Consider the following 15,781-nt stretch of genomic DNA (forward strand, 5'->3'; position numbering starts at 1 on the left):
GCGGCCAGGAGGCGGATGCTCATATTTGCGTGGACAGCGGCAAGGGCCGCACCAGCACAAGGGAAGGAGCAACAGACATGCTCGACCAGGTCAAGGGCCTGCATCACGTCACGTCGATGGCCAGCGATGCGCGCCAGAACAATGAATTCTTCACCGGGACGCTCGGTCTGCGGCGGGTCAAGAAAACCGTCAATTTCGACGCACCCGATGTCTACCACCTCTATTACGGCGACGAGGTCGGCACACCCGGCTCGGTGATGACCTATTTCCCGTTTCCCAACATCGGCAAGGGCCGCCATGGCGTTGGCGAGGTCGGCACCACCGCTTACTCGGTGCCTGAGGGCACGCTCGGCTATTGGGAGAAACGGTTTGCCGAGCAAGGCGTCACCGGGCTGTCCCGCGAGGAGACGTTCGGCGAGAAGCGTCTTGCCTTCGCCGGCCCCGATGGCGACGGGTTTGCGCTGGTCGAGGACAGAGCGGACAACCGTGCGCCATGGGCCAAGGGTGGCATTCCCACCGACGAGGCGATCCGCGGCTTTCACTCGGTGTCGCTCAGGCTGAAAGACGGTGGCGCCACCGAAGAGCTGCTGAAATTCATGGGTTATGAGGAGATCGACAAGTCCGGCAATGTCAGGCGGCTGGCGGTGAAGAACGGCAACGGCGCCGATGTCGTCGATATCGAATCGCTGCCAGGGGCCGGCTTCGCCAATCTCGGCGCCGGCTCGGTCCACCATGTCGCCTTTGCCGTCGAGAACCGCGCCAAGCAGCTCGAAGTGCGCAAGGCACTCCTCGATACAGGTTATCGGGTGACGCCGGTGATCGACCGCGATTATTTCTGGGCGATCTACTTCCGCACACCGGGGGGCGTGCTGTTCGAGGTCGCCACCAACGAGCCGGGCTTCGACCGCGACGAGGATACCGCCCATCTCGGCGAGGCGCTGAAGCTGCCGTCGCAACACCAGCATTTGCGGCCCTATCTCGAGCAGCATCTGCAGAAACTGGAAGACTGAGGGCAGGGTTATGAGCAAGGATTCGTATATTCACAAGGTGCTGCCCGGTTCGCTGGACGGACCGTTGCTCTTCGTCTTCCATGGCACTGGCGGCGACGAGGATCAGCTTCTGTCGCTTGGGCGCGATCTTGCGCCGCAAGCGACGATCGTCGCCCCGCGCGGCGATGTCTCGGAACAAGGCGCCGCACGCTTCTTTCGCCGTACCGGCGAGGGCGTTTACGACATGGGCGATCTCACGCGAGCGACGGACAAGATGGCCGGCTTCGTCAAGGCACATGTCGAGGCGGCAAAGCCATCTTCGGTGCTAGGCCTCGGTTATTCCAACGGCGCCAACATCCTGGCCTCGGTGCTGTTTGCCGAACCGTCGCTGTTCGACGCAACGGTGCTGATGCATCCGCTGATCCCGTTCGAGCCGGAGGTCAAGGGCAGCCTTGACGGCAGCCGCATCCTGGTCACCGCCGGCAGGCGAGACCCGATCTGTCCGCCTGATTTGACGGCGCGGCTCGAAGCCTATTTGCGCGCCGATGGTGCCGATGTCACAGTCGAGTGGCATGACGGCGGCCATGAGGTGCGGCCGAGCGAGATCGAGGCGGCGCGGCAGTTGTTCGCCGTAGCGCCGGATGAAAGGACCGCAAGCCATGTCTGACCTATTGCCAGAGATCGAGCTGGAGGACCGCGGCTCGAAGGGCCGCTACTTCCTGCGTGGGCCGAGCGGCGCCGAGGCGGAGATGACCTTCACCAAGGTCGGCGAGCACCAGATCATCATCGACCATACCGAAGTGCCGGATGCATTTCGCGGCCAGGGCGCGGGACTTCGCCTCGTCACCCGTGCCGTCGAGGATGCACGTGCGGCGGGCAAGACGATCATCCCGCTTTGCCCGTTCGCCAATGCTCAGTTCCGCCGCCATCCGGAATGGGCGGACGTGCTGAAGCGGTAAGAGAGACAGCCCCTCGATGAATGACAGGAGAAAGGGTGCGCGGCTTTACCGCGTGCCGCTTCGACCATTGGCGGCGTACAAACATAAGGCAAACATGCGGGAATTGCGCAGAGCGCTCGCCTTGCCTAAGTATTGGCAACAACCGGCTCGCCCTCCGCGGCCCGACCACTTCAACCGAATGGCCCTCCATGACCGAATCCGATCTCGTTCCCGTCTTCGACGGCCACAACGACACGCTGCTCAGGCTCTACCAGTCGAAGGATGCGGACCTCGAAAAGCTGTTCGTCGAGGGGACGCCGAGTGGCCATATCGACCTGCCGCGCGCGAAGAAAGGCGGATTTGCCGGCGGCATGTTCGCGATCTTCCCGCCGCCTGTCGAGAAATCCAAGCGCGGCGCGGTGCCGCTGGCGCCGAGCGACAGTGAGCCCTTGCCGCCCGAGGTTCCGCGCGCCGATGCGCTCAACTCCACCATAGCGATGGCCTCGATCCTGTTCAGGCTGGAGCGGGCTTCGGCGCTCACTGTCTGCCGCACCGCCGGCGATGTGAGGAAGGCGATGGCGCAAGGCTCGATCGCGGCGGTCTTCCACATCGAAGGGGTCGAGGCGATCGACCCTGAGCTCACCCTGCTCGATGTCCTCCACGCAGCCGGCCTGCGCTCGCTCGGTATCGTCTGGAGCCGTCCCAATGCCTTCGGCCACGGCGTGCCGTTCCGTTTCCCGTCGTCGCCCGATACAGGGCCGGGGCTGACCGATGCCGGCAAGGCGCTGGTGAAAGCCTGCAACCAGCTGAAGATCATGATCGATCTTTCGCATCTCAACGAAAAAGGTTTCCGCGACGTCGTCGAGATCAGCGACGCACCGCTGGTCGCGACCCATTCCAACGTGCACGCAATCTGCGGCCATTCGCGCAACCTCACCGAATGGCAGCTCGGCGCGATCCGCGACTCCGGCGGCATGGTCGGGCTGAACTTCGCCACCGGGTTCCTGCGTGAGGACGGCAGGATGAACGCCGACACCAGCCTCGACATCATGGTGCGCCATGTCGATTCGTTGCTGCAGGCGCTGGGCGAAGACGGCGTCGGCCTGGGCTCGGATTTCGACGGCGCCATGATCCCGGCCGTGATAGGCGACGTTGCCGGCCTGCCAAGATTGCTCGACGCTTTCGCGGCACGCGGCTTCGGGCGCGCGCTGATCGAGAAGATCGCCTATCGCAACTGGCTCGGCATGCTGGAAAAGACCATCGGCTAAGCGGGTGATGCCGGCTTGACCGGAATGCGATTTGGAGGCGGACTATTCGAAACCCAGCGTTTAAGCCAGTCCTGGCCAATGCCGCGGTCGCGGATGATCGGCAGCGGATCGGTCGAATCCAGCCTCGCACAAATACGGTAGACCTCCAGCGTTTCAGCGCTCATCTCGCCGTGTTTGTAGAAGAACATGGCCGCAGCATAGCGGGTGCGGCCCGACCATTTTTCGCCGAGCGGTGTGTTGATCAGCTGCCACTGTTCGGCGGCTTCGGCGTCGAGTTTGGGACTGTCGGTGTCGGCCATGTTTAGAAATCCGCAGGCGGACTGGCAGTGCGGCGGCCGAGCCTGACGACCAGCCGCGGCACCAGTTTGGCACGCTTCAGCAGCTTTTGATATTGCAGCTCGCGCCTGGCGTGGATCTCGACCCAAGATCCGCTGCAGGCGGGCTCGGCGGCGCTGATCTGGTCTGCATCGCCGGGACTGCTGCCTTTCGCCGACGGTGCCTTCGACGACGTTTTCTCCAAGGATGCAATCTCGACGAGAACATCCGAATATGGGCAGCCATGCAGAAGGTGCTTGACAGTGGCAAACACCGTCCCACTGATCTTCGCGGCCGATGCCGGTCGGCTAGCCGGCGATGCTGGAGACCATCACCCCGATGAAGACAACAGAGGCGCGCGAAGCCCTCCTCGAACCGGCGCGAAAAAGCGATTCCGAAAAGCGCGGCCGCAAAGCGTCGAAAGAGACAAGGCAGGTTCAACTGATCGAAGCGACTATCGATTCATTGGCCAAGCGCGGCTATTCGGAAACGACTATGGCCGACGTCGCCGACGGCGCCGGCCTGTCGCGCGGCATCGTCAATTTCCATTTCGAGAGCAAGGAGAAGCTGCTCGTCGCCACTTTGCAATACATGCATGACGAGTATTCGGCGCATTGGCGCGGCGCCTTGCAAAGGGCCGGCGATGATCCCGCCCGCCAGCTGCAGGCATTGGTGGCAGCCGATTTCAACCGCTCGATCTGCAACAAGCGCAAGCTGGCTGCTTGGTGTGCCTTCTGGGGCGAGGCCAAATCGCGACCGAAATATCAGGCGCTGAGCAGCGCACGCGATGCCGTCTACCAGAACATATTCATCGATCTTTGCGCGGCGCTCAAGCAGAGCGGCTTCTATGCCTATGAGCCGCAAGTCATGGCGCTGGCGCTCAGCGCCATGCTGGATGGTCTGTGGCTGCATTTGATGATGGGCACCGAGGACGCCACACGCGAGACGGCGCTGCAGGCCGCGAACGAGTTCCTGTCTGCGGCATTCCCCAAGCACTATCCGAACTCAGCAGCCCGCGGTGCCAGGCCGGCATGAACCATCAAAAAGAGGGTGGACCAGCAATGAAGACAATGATCCGGCGCCTGACATTCGAGAAGATCAAGGCCGGCTAATGAAGTTCAAGATCGAACGAGCCGATGTGGCCATCGTCGGCGCCGGCTTCACCGGCCTGTCGGCCGCGCGTGAATTGAACCACGCCGGCATCGATGCCGTGCTGCTCGAAGCCCGCGACCGTGTCGGCGGCCGCGTCGAAGCCGTGCAGAACGGGCTCGGCGAGCGGATCGACAGCGGCGGCCAGTTCTTGTGCGAAGACATGCCGGAATTAATGGCGCTGGTGCGAGCGCGCGGCAAGACATTGGTCGAGACCCATGTCGCAGGCGAATTCGTCACGCAGCCGCGAATGAGCGAGGCGCAAGCCGGGCGCACTTACGGCACTGCGATGCGAATGCGCGAGCGGATGAACGCGATCGCACCGACCGACCCGGCCATCGCCGGCTTGACAGTCGCGGCATGGCTCGATCGCCAGAACGATCCCGACGATGCCAAGGCCGCCTTTCGGTCGATGATCGAGGGCCTGTGGTGCCTGGCAATGGAAAGGCTGCCGCTGTGGTACTTGATCGACAATGATCGCCGCATCACCAACGAGGTGTCGGAGCTGCAATATTTCGTGGGCGAAACCATGCATTCGCTGGCGGATGATCTTGCGCGGGATCTCGGCGATCGACTGCGGCTGAATACAGCTGTCGAGGCTATTGAGCACGGGCCGGGAGGGGTTCGCGTCGTTTCGCCCGCCGGCGTGACCGAGGCACGAGCGGTACTGGTCGCGCTACCGCCGATGATGGCCTCGAGAGTGGATTTCGTGCCGCCGCTGCCGGCTGCGCTGGAGAGAGCCCTCGGCGTCTGGCAAAGCGGCGCGGTGATCAAAATGCTGGTGCGCTATCCCAAGGCTTTCTGGCGCGACAGGGGCTTGAGCGGCATGGTAATGTGGCGGGAGCCGCACGGACTTTTTGCCTGCGATGCCAGCAAGGATGAGGATCATGCAGCACTTGTCGTCTTCATCGGCGGGCCGCTGGCGCAGCGCTGGCGGGATATGGACAGCGCGGCGCTACGCGCAACGGTGACATCAAAGCTGCAAGATGCGCTCGGTATCGAGGCCGCCGGCGTCACCGATCTCAGCCATCGCGACTGGACCGGGGATCACTGGAGCGGCGGCGGTTACAGCGATTCGATCGTCGATGCGACGGCAACGGATGCCGAACGCATTATCCGGGCGGGCGCCCCGCCGGTGCATTTTGCCTCGTCGGAGCTGTCGCCGTCATTTCCGGGCTATGTCGAGGGCGCGATCGTCGCCGGTCGCACTGCTGCGCAAAAAATTATTCAGTCGGTTATCGCCAGCAGAGCCTCAGGGTCATAAGCGAGGCGGATCGAGGTGCCGACCTGCATCGACGCGCATTGCCACGAGCTCGGCCTGTTGGTCCGGCTACTGATCAACATGTGCGTGATGTCGCCGCCATTAATCATCAAGCGCCAGTAGATCGACGATATGGTGTCGATCCTGCGCGAAGGCATTTCGCGCGCGATGGACGATCTGCGCCGCGAAGATGTCTGGCGGGGATAGGCGTTTATCGCCGGCAATCTCAGCCGTGGCATTGGTCGGCCGCTGGCAAGGTGGGCGGGGTCGATGAACTGGGCGGTGCCGCGATCTTCCTGGTTTCCGACGCGTCGAGCTTCATGACCGGCCAGATCATCTATATCGAAGGCGACATGACCCGGACCCGTATGAGCGCGACTGTCGCTGTCGGGCGCATGGAAGACCGGTCGGCCTCGGGGCTGCCCCGCAAAAGGCAGGGCTCGTCATTTGCACGCTCTTAGCTTCACCGCTAAGCTTCTTTGGCTGGGGTATTTTCCTCAGATCACATTCGCCATCCCAAGGATCTCATGACACCCGACACAGCAACGCGCGAACAGTTCGCCATCGATCTCGCGCGGCGCGCCGGCGCGCTCGGCCTGAAGTATTTTCGCGACCTCGACAGCCTCGCCATCGAGAGCAAAGGTCATCAGGACATGGTCTCGCAGGCTGACCGCGAGGTCGAGCTGTTCATCCGTGCGGCAATGAAAGCCGCTTACCCGACCGATGGAATTGTCGGCGAGGAGCATGCCTCGGTCACCGGATCGAGCGGGCATGTCTGGGTGATAGATCCGATCGACGGCACCGCGAATTTCGTGCGGGGCATTCCGGCCTGGTGTGTGGTCATCGCCTGCGCCAAGGACGGCGACACTGTCGTGGGTGTCATCCACGAGCCCTCTACCGGCGAAACGTTCCATTGCCGTAAGGGCGGCGGCGCTTTTCTCAACGGCAAGCCGATCAGGGCAAGCGCGGCCACCAGCCTGACCGACGGCTCGTTGGGCACCGGCTTTTCCAACCGCGCCGAAATGCAGAACGTCGCAACGCTCATCGGTTTGCTGTTTTCACAGGGCGGCGTGTTTTTCCGTAACGCATCCGGCGCGTTGATGCTCGCCTATGCGGCCGCCGGCAGGCTGCTCGGCTATGTCGAAGAGCATATGAACGCCTGGGACTGCCTGGCAGGCATGCTGCTGGTGGAAGAAGCCGGCGGCACTATAGTCAAGCCCGACCCAAAGACGGTGCTGGAAAACGGCGCGCTGGTGATTTGCGCCGGCAGCGGCGTGTTCGCCCAGGTCCGCCAGCTCTGCGTGCAATCCTTCAAGCTTTGATCAGAACCGGTCCGCATGAGCAGCGGCGATTTGTATTTCCACTGTCAGGCCCTCCTCGGCTGCCTGCAGATGCGGATCGCCGGCTCCGCCCCACCAGATGTCTCCCTTTGGGTTGGCGGCCTCGGCGCGCAATTGCGCATAGATTTCGCCAGCGCTCTTGCGGGTCATATTGACGGTGATGCCGGTCTTCTCCTCGAACGCCCGCGCCGTCTGCTGCACCAGACCTCGTCAACGCCGCAAGACATGGTCAGGCTTTCGGCGGACGCCGATGACGACGCGGACCACATACCGGCGGCGAGGATGCCGGCGCAGAGAATTGCCCTTTTATCACGTTGAAATTCCTCCCTAATTTATTTGCCGACTTATGAAATGCAGATACGCGGAAAATTCAAGTTGGAAGGGTACGGCCGCCTTTGCGCCTTTCGCCGACTTCCCGCTCGATGTGTTCGACAGGTTGATGCGGATCAATCTTTGCAGCCACCTGGCCGACCGTCCTGCGCCGCCGAACATTCTCAGACGATGGCCCGGTCCCAGCCGCCATAATGCGCAGCGCTGCGCGTGCCGCGCGGCAGGCTGAGCCCGACCAGCAGCGCTCCGATCGCCAGATTGGCGAGGCTCGCCGCCGCGCCGCCGGCGAGCATGAACGGAGAGAGGGCGATCCAGGCTCCAAGCGCTATGTTCACAAAGCGGACGGCGCGCGCCACCTCGGCCATCGCCGTAACGGCGATCATGATGACCAGGCAGCCGGTGACATTATCACTGAAGTAGAGCGGCGGGCTGGTGCCGAAGACAAGCGGCGTGATCATCAGCAGGGCGCCGGCGAGTGTGCTGGCGACAAGGGTCCGGGGAAAATTCACACCGCCAGTGACGAAGTCCCGCGCCACTGCCGATAGCGGCCGGTCGAGATCCGGCGTTGGCGTCTGGTCCTCCGAAAGTGCCGGACCTCCGCACCAGAATGTGCGCCAGAACGGCTCTCCCGCTTGTTTCGCGTGCCAAAGATACTGGCAGCTCGCCAGCACCTCGTCGACCGAATAAGGGATGAGGACGACGGTGACGGCAGCCTGGACGATGCAGAGCGTGCACAGCGCCCCGATGAGCGGTGGCTGAATGATGATGAAGCCGACGCTGACCACACCGAGCGGAACGACCAGCAAGCCGAACAAAAGCACCATCCACGGCATGGTACGCCAGCGGCGGCGATCGCCGATCGCGCCCGCGAGGATATCCAGCGCATAGGCAAAGGCGCCCAGCCCGGCATCGGCGATCGGAAAACCCTTGGAGACCCAGGAGGTGACCACCGCCTCGCTGCCATTGCCGGCCGGCGTTTCGCCCGGGCCGAAGAACGGATCCCAAAGACTGTCGATGTGCCCTAGCTGATAGGCAGCGAGATAGCGCGAGACGAACAGGCCGACAAAGGCGAGGCCGATTATGGGAATGCGCTGGGTGAAGAGGGAGGGCGAATAGCTCCAGCCGAGCGGGCGGTCGTCATCGGCGGCAAGGGCACGCCGGCTGATACCCGGCGTCGGCGGGATCATCACCGCGAACGCGACGATCAGCATGCCGGCCAACGTGTCGGTCGCGTAGGCTCCGGCGCTGGTGGTCCAGAACAGCAGCGGCGCGAACATCACCCAAACCCCGATCGAGGCGGTGATCCATTGCAGCCCGTGCCAGCGCCGGCGCATGCCGACGAGCGCCAGCGACAGGATGGCGAGGCCGGATACGATCTCACTGATGCCGAGCCTGCCATCGCGCGTCTCCGGCGAGGCGATCTCATGTCCGAGCGCCGGCGGAATCGGTGCTGAAGCGGGATCGAACAGGCCGAGCGTGAAGGGCGACGCCACGAGCCACAGCCCGATCGCAACGTTGGTCAGCGGCGCCCAGAGCGTTGCGGCCCGGCGGCGTTCGGTTTCCGCCTCGACCTCGTCGTCCGAGCGCTCGAGCGGGCGCTGCAGCCGTTCGGCGGCCTGGTCGAGCTCGGGCGCGGAAGCGGCGGCCGCCGACGGTTCAAGCTTGTTCTTCTTGTACCAGTCGGTAGGATCCGCCTTCAGCCGCCGGATCATTTCCGGCAAGGTAGCGGTCAGGCGGTGCCGCGGGTTCCAGCCAAGCAGGCGCCTGGCGCGGGAGATGTCGATCTCGTAGTGATCGTCGGCGTTCTCGATCATCCATGGCTTGATGTCGGACTCCTGGTCGAGAACCTTCTCCTGCATCCAGGCACCGAGCTTCGTCACCTCTTTCGGCAGGGACAGGGTCCGCCAGGTCTCGCCATGCAGGAGCTGCCCGATCTGCTTCTGCATCTCGTCGTAAGACGGCGTCTCTTCTTCGCCGATCAGCAGTACGGTCTCGTCGGGAAGCGGGCTGCGCCGGTCGACAGTGCGCACCACGGCGTCGACGAGATCGTCCAGATGCAGGTAGGGCTGGCCGGTGGTGATGTCGCCGGTGAAAAGATAGGCGGTCGGCATGCGCTCGAAAATGCGGGCGATCTGCTGGGCGATGAAGGCCGCGTGACAATCCTCGTCATAGACACCCGCCAGTCGCAGGATCGCAACCTTGATGTCGCCGTGCTCCTTCTGGATCAGCGTCTCGGTCTCGGCCTTCGATCTCGGATAGGCCCAGGCCGGATCGATCGGCGATCGCTCGTCGATCCTGGCGCCCTTTGCCGGGCTCGGCGCATGCACCAGCAGCGTGCTCGAAAACACGAACTGCTCCGTCTCGAACCCCCTCAGCGCGTTCAGCAGCCGGCGCGTTCCCTCGACGGTCACCGCGCCGTATTTCGGATTATCCTCGCCGGTCGTGTCGTAATAAGCCGCGAGATGGATCACCGAGGCAACGCGGCCGCCGCTCCGCTCGCGCACCTCGGCCAGTGCCTTCGCCACGCTCGCGTCCGAGGTAAGGTCGATCTCGATCGTCTCGACGCTGGGCAAGGATCGTCTGGCAACATCAAGGCCGATGATGTCGTAGCGCTCCATCAAGCCGCGAGCGATGGCCTGGCCCAGAAACCCGCTGCTGCCTGTGATCAGGACGGTGGGACGGGTTTTGCCGGTCATGGCGAATCTCCTTGGCGATAGCCGGGTAGAAGAAGCCGAATGCTTCGGTCGCACACTCCGAACCATGTTCGTTGAGAACGGTTCCCGATGAGGTAGCACCACAGAATGGGTGCGCGCGGCGATCCGTCAGACCGACGGCCATTCGTGCCGGCGGATTGCATTTGTGCACAAGTGCAGGACTCCCATTGGTCTACCGGCCGCGAAGGGAAGCGACCAGAATGTCGATCAGCAGCTCGCCACAGCGACGATCCGGATCGCGGTCGGGATCATAGATCGTCACCTCCATCCCAATCACGCGTGGATCGTTGCACCATGTGCGAAGGGCTTCGACAGCTTCGTCGGGCAAGACACCGCCGGCCTCCGGCGTATCGACAGCCGACATGATCTCGCTGTCCAGCACGTCGACATCGAAGTGAACGAATACACCCTCGATGTCCTGCCCTGCGACCGCGTCAAGCGCTATGCGTGCCGCATCGGCGAAGCCGCGCCGCCGCACTTCAGCCAAATCCATCCGGTGAACATCGGTGTCGAAGACGGCCTTGGACCTGTAAGTCGCGGGGTCCTGCACATCGCGATAGCCAAACGCGACTACGTCGGCCTCACGGACCAAAGGAGTGTGCTCGCCGAAATCGGTCAGGAGCGTCGGGCCATGGCCGGTCACGAAGGCCAAATCCATGCCCGCGGCTCCCTTTGACGGCGAGGTATCCGGCAATTTGAAATCGGTGTGCCCATCGAAGAAGATAAGGCCGTAGCGGCCACGACGCCGTAGCGCGAGCGCAGGGCCAAGCAACACACGGCAATCGCCGCCGAGCATGAGCAGGAACCCTCCCGAGTTCAGCTCCTCGTCGACCGCTTCGGCAAGCGTCTTGGAATACTGGCGCAGGGCCTGGGCATTGCGCACGCCCGTCGCAGGATCCACCTCAGGCCGATAAGGCGGAGCCCGAACCGAGCGCAACGGACCGGCGCCTAAACGGTCGGCGAGACCAAGCGATTGAAGTGTCTCCGGCGCCTTCCACACGCCGGGCTCCGGCTCACCCTCCTGCGGCATCAGCCCAAGATTAGAGGGCGCGCCGAGCAAAGCGATATGTCTCGTCTGAGTGGTGTCTCGCGGCATTGTCGTGCTGGCAGCTGAGGTCATGATCAGAGTTCTCCGCGTTATGGGCGATACGCATCATGCTCAAGAAACAGGCTGCGCTTTCCTGACCGGTCTCCCGCTGCCCTTGCCGCCGTGTACCTCCGGTTGGTGTCACGCGTCAGGCAGCGTCGCGAGTGACGCGTATTGCTCGTTCAGCGCCACCGTTTCGTCAGCGGTGATTTCGAAGTCGATGTTGTCCCGCGGATGCAGGTTCGCCTTGGGCAGCGGCGTTGTCCCGCGCTGCCGGGGCAGATCTCGATACCGGTCGCTTGGGCCATATCGGATTTCCAGGAGGCGAACTGCCGTCTTTGAACTATGCGTGGTGCGCGCGCGTTCTGGCGGCCTTCTGCGCCGCCGCCTTCCTTCCGCTGGCGCCTTTCGTCTCGGCGGCCTTCTTGGCAGCGGCCGAGCGCTCCTCAGCCGTCCGGCGCGAGGCCGCACGCTTGGCTTGCTGCGCCAGCGCCTCGTGCGACGCCGTACTCCTCGGCTCGTGCTCGAGCACCTTGGAGACGGCTTTCGAGACCCGCGGGCGGCGTTTCGGCGTGCGTTCACCCTGGCCGGCCTCATAGGCGTATTCGGCGCTTTTGCGCGTGCTCTCCTTCACCTTGCCCTTTTTGGGCGGGGGCAGGTCTACGCCTGCGCGTCTTGCCTCGGAAAGCCCGATGGCGATGGCCTGCTGGGTCGAGCGCGCGCCGTGCTCGCCGCGGCGGATTTTATCGATCTCCTCGTGCACGAACTCGCCGGCCTGTGTGCTCGGCGATTTGCCCTCGCGCTTGTCCTTTCGGGCCTTCTCGATGGTTTTCTTGTCCGGCATTGTCTTTCTCCCTCATACGGGTTGCGACAGCCATTCGGGTTGCAGCTGCGCGCGGTCTTATGAGGATCATAACGCGTTGAGGACGCAAATGATCCCGGGACTGGTGATCCAAGCCCCAGCTGTCAGGACGTCGACGCCGATCTGTCCGAAATCAGATGGCGCAAGAACCATCGGCTCGCCAGGCCCGCGACTTCGTCCAGGGCGCCGGGTTCCTCGAACAGGTGCGTCGCGCCAGGGACGATGGCGAGCTCCTTCTCGCAGTGGAGCGCCGCCAGCGCCGAGCGGTTGAGCGCGATCACCTGCTTGTCCGCGCCTCCGACGACGAGCAAGGTCGGCGCCCGGACGCGCGGCAGGGCGTGCGCTGCAAGATCGGGCCGGCCACCACGCGAAACCACGGCCGCGGCCTGGTCGGGCCGCTCGGCCGCCGCCACCAGGGCGGCACCGGCGCCCGTGCTCGCGCCGAAATAGCCAAGACGCAACCCCGATGTTTCCGGCGAGGCGCCGAGCCAATCCGTGACGCCGACCAGCCGGTCGGCGAGCAGTCCGATATTGAAGCGCAACTCGGCCGTGACCTGGTCGATCCGCTCCTCTTCGGCCGTTAACAGGTCGATGAGGAAGGCGGCGAGGTTCGCCTCGTTCAGCCTTCCTGCCACGTAGCGGTTGCGCGGGCTGTGGCGGCTGCTTCCGCTGCCATGGGCAAAGAGCACAAGGCCACGAGCATCCGAGGGCAACGAAAGATTGCCCTCAAGCGTGACAGGTCCCGCGGGAACATGCACGACGTGCTCGCTATCCCGGTCCATATCCATCTCCGCTATGTCGATCTGGTGCCAGGCGCCGGACCCGCGCCTGCGCGCCCAGCCAATTCCTCTTCGGAAGCGGCGGGCTTGGGCCCGGACCTGGCGAGGAGCGCGCGGACCTCTTCATCGCTCGTCTGCGAGAAATCCACGTACCAGCGCCCGACACCCAGCAACGGCTCTGGTGTCGTCGCGCAAACGACCTCGTCGGCGTCCGCCCGCATCGCGTCGCAAGTGTCGGGGCTACCGACGGGAACGGCCGCGACAATATGGGCGGCGTGGTTTTTTCGCAGCGCCTTGATCCCGGCCCGCATGGTCGATCCGGTCGCAAGCCCGTCATCCACGAGGATAATGGTTCGTCCATTCAACTGCGGTGGGGGTCGCCCGTCCCTATAGAGGTGCTCGCGGCGCAGAAGCTCTTTTTCCTCCCTTGCAGCGACCGCGTCGATGACATGTGGCGGGATCGCGAGACCGTTGACGATTTCGTCGTTCAGGACACGTACGCCTGAGGGCGCGATCGCCCCCATGGCCAGTTCCTCGTGGCCGGGGACGCCGAGCTTGCGCACGACGAAGACGTCGAGCGGTGCCTTGAGTGCCTGGGCGACCTCGTAGCCGACCGGCACGCCGCCTCGGGGCAGCGCCAATACGATCACATCGTCGCGGCCGGCAAAGCGAACGAGTTCCCCGGCGAGTTGCCGCCCGGCCTCGCGGCGATCTGAAAAGATGATAGCCATGACCTTCAATCCGCGTGCATCTGTTTTCCCGGTGGATGTTTTTTCACCAGCCTGCGTCCACATTCCGTGGGATGGCTGCGGCACCGGTACCATTTTGGAACTCGCTCGCTGCCTGGACGTTCCAAGAATAGTTTCGATCGCGAGGTGCCGGCACCGGCACGCGCCTCAGCGCGGATCGGGAAGATCGAAGATAGTGATCCGTACATGCCTCGTCCGGCCAGCTGGCAATCTAGCGATGCGTCGCAACAGGTCCGTCTGGCGACTTGTTGCCTCAGCAATCAGGGAAAGGAAGATCCCATGCAAGTTCAGGAGATCATGAGCCGTCGGACCGAGTTGGTCGGCCCGAACACGACAATCAGGGATGCCGCCCGGAAAATGCGGGCCGACAATCTCGGCGCCCTTCCGGTCGGCGAGAATGACAGGCTGGTCGGCATGGTGACAGACCGCGACATCGTGATGCGCGGCGTCGCCGAGGAGCGCTCAGCCGGCAACACGACCGTTCGCGAGGTCATGTCCGAGCATGTCTATTGGTGCTTCGATGACGCCGATATCACCGATGCGGCGAAGATCATGGCCAAGCATCAGGTGCGTCGTCTTCCGGTGATCAATCACGACAAGCGCCTCGTCGGCGTCATCGCCCTGGCCGACCTCGGGCGGACCGATGAGGAAGCCGCCAAAATCGCTCTCGAAGGCGTTTCCGAGGCAACGGACGATCCCCGGCGCTAGACGCTCGCTGGGCGGTTGCCGCCGTGCTCGCCGTTCTTCTCCATCTGGGCTGAACGCCGCCTGCTCAGGCAGCCTTCAGTTTGGCAACTATCTCGCTTTCACTTCTATGCGGCGTGTCTTGTCCTTTGCCGCGGGGTTCTTCGGAAGCTCGACAGCCAAAATGCCGTTTCTGAAAGTGGCCTGCACCTTGTCGGCATCGATCTCCGCTTCCAGCGGGATGGTCCGCTGAAACCGGCCATAACTGCGTTCGCTGTAGGTGCGGCCGCCTTCGCCTTCCTTGTGCTCCGAACGCTTCTCGCCCGTAATAAAGAGGGTGTTTTCGCGCAGCTTGAGCTCAACGTCCTTCTGCTCGAGCCCCGGCAATTCGGCGGTGACCTTATAGGCTTGGTCTGTTTCATGTACGTCGACGCTCGGCCAAAGATCGCCGGCCGTAGTCGCTTCGGCCATCGGCGCGAAGAAGTCGTCGAACAGGCGGTCAATCTGCCGGTGGAATGACGTGAGCGGGTCGCGCGCGGATGGGTAGAGGCTGCGCGATGGCGTCCGGGGCGCCAAATCGTGATGTGCCATGGTTCTTCTCCTGTTTTTTGTGTCTGCATCACTCGTCGCCATGTGATCGGCGACGGCAAACAAAACTCGTCCACCCATGAGGATGTTCCGGTGCCGGCCAAGAAAGGTGGTCGAAAAACAGCGGCAAAAAAGCCGGCCCGAATTCCCTCATGACGGGCCGACAACAGACGGGACCTCCGACAATAAATGCGCATCAGGACATGCGCTTGGGGGAACAACGGGCAGGTACGGCTGTTTGGTCACATCACCTAGTCGGATTTGAACGGAAGGAGGATCTCGATGAACGCCACCGGACTCGACGTATTCGACAAGACACTGCAGACCACGAACATCTGGCTCGACGAGATCATGGACGAGATTGGACCGGATCGGCAGGTCGCCTGGCACGTTCTCGGAGCGGTGCTGCACGCCCTGCGCGACCGTATGCAGCCGGATCTTGCAGCCCACCTCGGCTCGCAGCTGCCGATCCTGGTGCGCGGCGCCTTCTATGACCAATATCAGCCTTCCAAAGCTCCCGAGAAGATGCGGTCGCTCGACGAGTTTCTGGCCAAGATCAAGGCGGAGCTGGAATTTACCCGCCCGGTCGATTCCAAGGATGCATTCAGGGTCGTGTCCAAGGTACTCGCCCATCACGTCGGAGAAGGACAGATGCACAAGGTCTGGGAATCCCTGCCGGGCGAGATAAGACGCGTCGCCGAAGCTCAGCAAGCGGCGTGAACGGCGCA

The 15,781-nt window shown here is 63.4% G+C and carries 19 protein-coding genes and 1 pseudogene; 11 read left to right on the top strand and 9 right to left on the bottom strand.

Annotation, left to right across the window (positions count from 1 at the left end):
• Nucleotides 1-77: 77 nt before the first annotated feature.
• From NKH93_RS13010 to NKH93_RS13025, 4 genes are all read left to right on the top strand, one after another.
• A complete protein-coding gene (locus NKH93_RS13010) occupies nucleotides 78-1,010 on the top strand; it encodes a VOC family protein (RefSeq protein WP_352918430.1) in 933 nt (310 codons plus the stop codon).
• Nucleotides 1,011-1,020: 10 nt separating this feature from the next.
• The gene (locus NKH93_RS13015; RefSeq protein ID WP_352686686.1) at nucleotides 1,021-1,656 is read left to right on the top strand and encodes an alpha/beta hydrolase; all 636 of its coding nucleotides are present in this window, start codon (nucleotides 1,021-1,023) and stop codon (nucleotides 1,654-1,656) included.
• Nucleotides 1,649-1,948 (top strand): GNAT family N-acetyltransferase, encoded by a 300-nt coding sequence (locus tag NKH93_RS13020; protein ID WP_352451160.1) that lies wholly within the window; start codon nucleotides 1,649-1,651, stop codon nucleotides 1,946-1,948. Before NKH93_RS13015 ends, NKH93_RS13020 begins: the two co-directional genes overlap by 8 nt.
• Nucleotides 1,949-2,136: 188 nt before the next feature.
• Nucleotides 2,137-3,195: a dipeptidase gene (locus tag NKH93_RS13025; protein WP_352686689.1), complete on the top strand. Its 1,059-nt coding sequence runs from the start codon at nucleotides 2,137-2,139 to the stop codon at nucleotides 3,193-3,195.
• On the opposite strand, the gene NKH93_RS13030 is transcribed toward NKH93_RS13025, so the two are convergent.
• Complete coding sequence (locus NKH93_RS13030) at nucleotides 3,192-3,494, bottom strand: hypothetical protein (RefSeq protein WP_352918427.1); 303 nt, start codon at nucleotides 3,492-3,494, stop codon at nucleotides 3,192-3,194. The two genes, NKH93_RS13025 and NKH93_RS13030, sit on opposite strands and share 4 nt — an antisense overlap.
• A 2-nt stretch (nucleotides 3,495-3,496) precedes the next feature.
• Entirely contained in the window at nucleotides 3,497-3,715 is a 219-nt protein-coding gene (locus NKH93_RS13035) for a hypothetical protein (protein WP_352918616.1), read from the bottom strand.
• A 113-nt stretch (nucleotides 3,716-3,828) separates the two neighbouring features.
• Here NKH93_RS13035 and betI point away from each other — a divergent pair, with 113 nt between their 5' ends.
• The 5 genes and pseudogenes from betI (at nucleotide 3,829) to NKH93_RS13060 (ending at nucleotide 7,242) form a co-directional block, all read left to right on the top strand.
• On the top strand, nucleotides 3,829-4,545 hold the full coding sequence (betI, locus tag NKH93_RS13040) for a transcriptional regulator BetI (RefSeq protein WP_502893699.1): 717 nt from the start codon (nucleotides 3,829-3,831) through the stop codon (nucleotides 4,543-4,545).
• 76 nt (nucleotides 4,546-4,621) lie between these two features.
• Nucleotides 4,622-5,923, top strand: coding sequence for a flavin monoamine oxidase family protein (locus tag NKH93_RS13045; protein WP_352618137.1), 1,302 nt, complete (start codon nucleotides 4,622-4,624; stop codon nucleotides 5,921-5,923).
• A 27-nt stretch (nucleotides 5,924-5,950) separates the two neighbouring features.
• Nucleotides 5,951-6,127, top strand: a pseudogene (locus NKH93_RS13050) (aspartate aminotransferase family protein); the annotation flags it as partial.
• Nucleotides 6,128-6,177: 50 nt separating this feature from the next.
• Nucleotides 6,178-6,381: a hypothetical protein gene (locus NKH93_RS13055; RefSeq protein ID WP_352618134.1), complete on the top strand. Its 204-nt coding sequence runs from the start codon at nucleotides 6,178-6,180 to the stop codon at nucleotides 6,379-6,381.
• A gap of 66 nt (nucleotides 6,382-6,447) precedes the next feature.
• Nucleotides 6,448-7,242 carry an inositol monophosphatase family protein gene (locus NKH93_RS13060; RefSeq protein WP_352618131.1) on the top strand — a complete coding sequence of 265 codons (795 nt, stop codon included), beginning with the start codon at nucleotides 6,448-6,450 and terminating at the stop codon, nucleotides 7,240-7,242.
• On the opposite strand, the gene NKH93_RS13065 is transcribed toward NKH93_RS13060, so the two are convergent.
• From NKH93_RS13065 to NKH93_RS13090, 6 genes are all read right to left on the bottom strand, one after another.
• Nucleotides 7,243-7,461, bottom strand: coding sequence for an extracellular solute-binding protein (locus NKH93_RS13065; RefSeq protein WP_352970584.1), 219 nt, complete (start codon nucleotides 7,459-7,461; stop codon nucleotides 7,243-7,245).
• A 293-nt stretch (nucleotides 7,462-7,754) separates the two neighbouring features.
• Nucleotides 7,755-10,286 carry an NAD-dependent epimerase/dehydratase family protein gene (locus NKH93_RS13070; RefSeq protein ID WP_352618126.1) on the bottom strand — a complete coding sequence of 844 codons (2,532 nt, stop codon included), beginning with the start codon at nucleotides 10,284-10,286 and terminating at the stop codon, nucleotides 7,755-7,757.
• A 190-nt stretch (nucleotides 10,287-10,476) separates the two neighbouring features.
• On the bottom strand, nucleotides 10,477-11,364 hold the full coding sequence (locus tag NKH93_RS13075; protein WP_352970586.1) for an arginase family protein: 888 nt from the start codon (nucleotides 11,362-11,364) through the stop codon (nucleotides 10,477-10,479).
• Nucleotides 11,365-11,734: 370 nt separating this feature from the next.
• Complete coding sequence (locus tag NKH93_RS13080; protein WP_352451168.1) at nucleotides 11,735-12,235, bottom strand: DUF6496 domain-containing protein; 501 nt, start codon at nucleotides 12,233-12,235, stop codon at nucleotides 11,735-11,737.
• Between the two features lie 122 nt (nucleotides 12,236-12,357).
• Nucleotides 12,358-13,035, bottom strand: a complete 678-nt coding sequence (locus tag NKH93_RS13085) for a dienelactone hydrolase family protein (protein WP_352471474.1) — start codon at nucleotides 13,033-13,035, stop codon at nucleotides 12,358-12,360.
• A gap of 11 nt (nucleotides 13,036-13,046) precedes the next feature.
• Nucleotides 13,047-13,763: a phosphoribosyltransferase gene (locus NKH93_RS13090; RefSeq protein ID WP_352471473.1), complete on the bottom strand. Its 717-nt coding sequence runs from the start codon at nucleotides 13,761-13,763 to the stop codon at nucleotides 13,047-13,049.
• Between the two features lie 297 nt (nucleotides 13,764-14,060).
• Between NKH93_RS13090 and NKH93_RS13095 the strand changes: the two genes are divergently transcribed.
• Nucleotides 14,061-14,489 (top strand): CBS domain-containing protein, encoded by a 429-nt coding sequence (locus NKH93_RS13095; RefSeq protein ID WP_023677862.1) that lies wholly within the window; start codon nucleotides 14,061-14,063, stop codon nucleotides 14,487-14,489.
• Between the two features lie 87 nt (nucleotides 14,490-14,576).
• Here the strand turns inward: NKH93_RS13095 and NKH93_RS13100 are convergent, their stop codons facing one another.
• Entirely contained in the window at nucleotides 14,577-15,056 is a 480-nt protein-coding gene (locus tag NKH93_RS13100; RefSeq protein ID WP_352471471.1) for an Hsp20/alpha crystallin family protein, read from the bottom strand.
• Between the two features lie 279 nt (nucleotides 15,057-15,335).
• Here NKH93_RS13100 and NKH93_RS13105 point away from each other — a divergent pair, with 279 nt between their 5' ends.
• Nucleotides 15,336-15,773, top strand: coding sequence for a DUF2267 domain-containing protein (locus NKH93_RS13105; RefSeq protein ID WP_023677864.1), 438 nt, complete (start codon nucleotides 15,336-15,338; stop codon nucleotides 15,771-15,773).
• The last annotated feature ends 8 nt before the right edge of the window (nucleotides 15,774-15,781 follow it).

It is taken from the genome of Mesorhizobium sp. M0954, assembly GCF_040319155.1.
Taxonomy (GTDB): Bacteria; Pseudomonadota; Alphaproteobacteria; order Rhizobiales; family Rhizobiaceae; genus Mesorhizobium.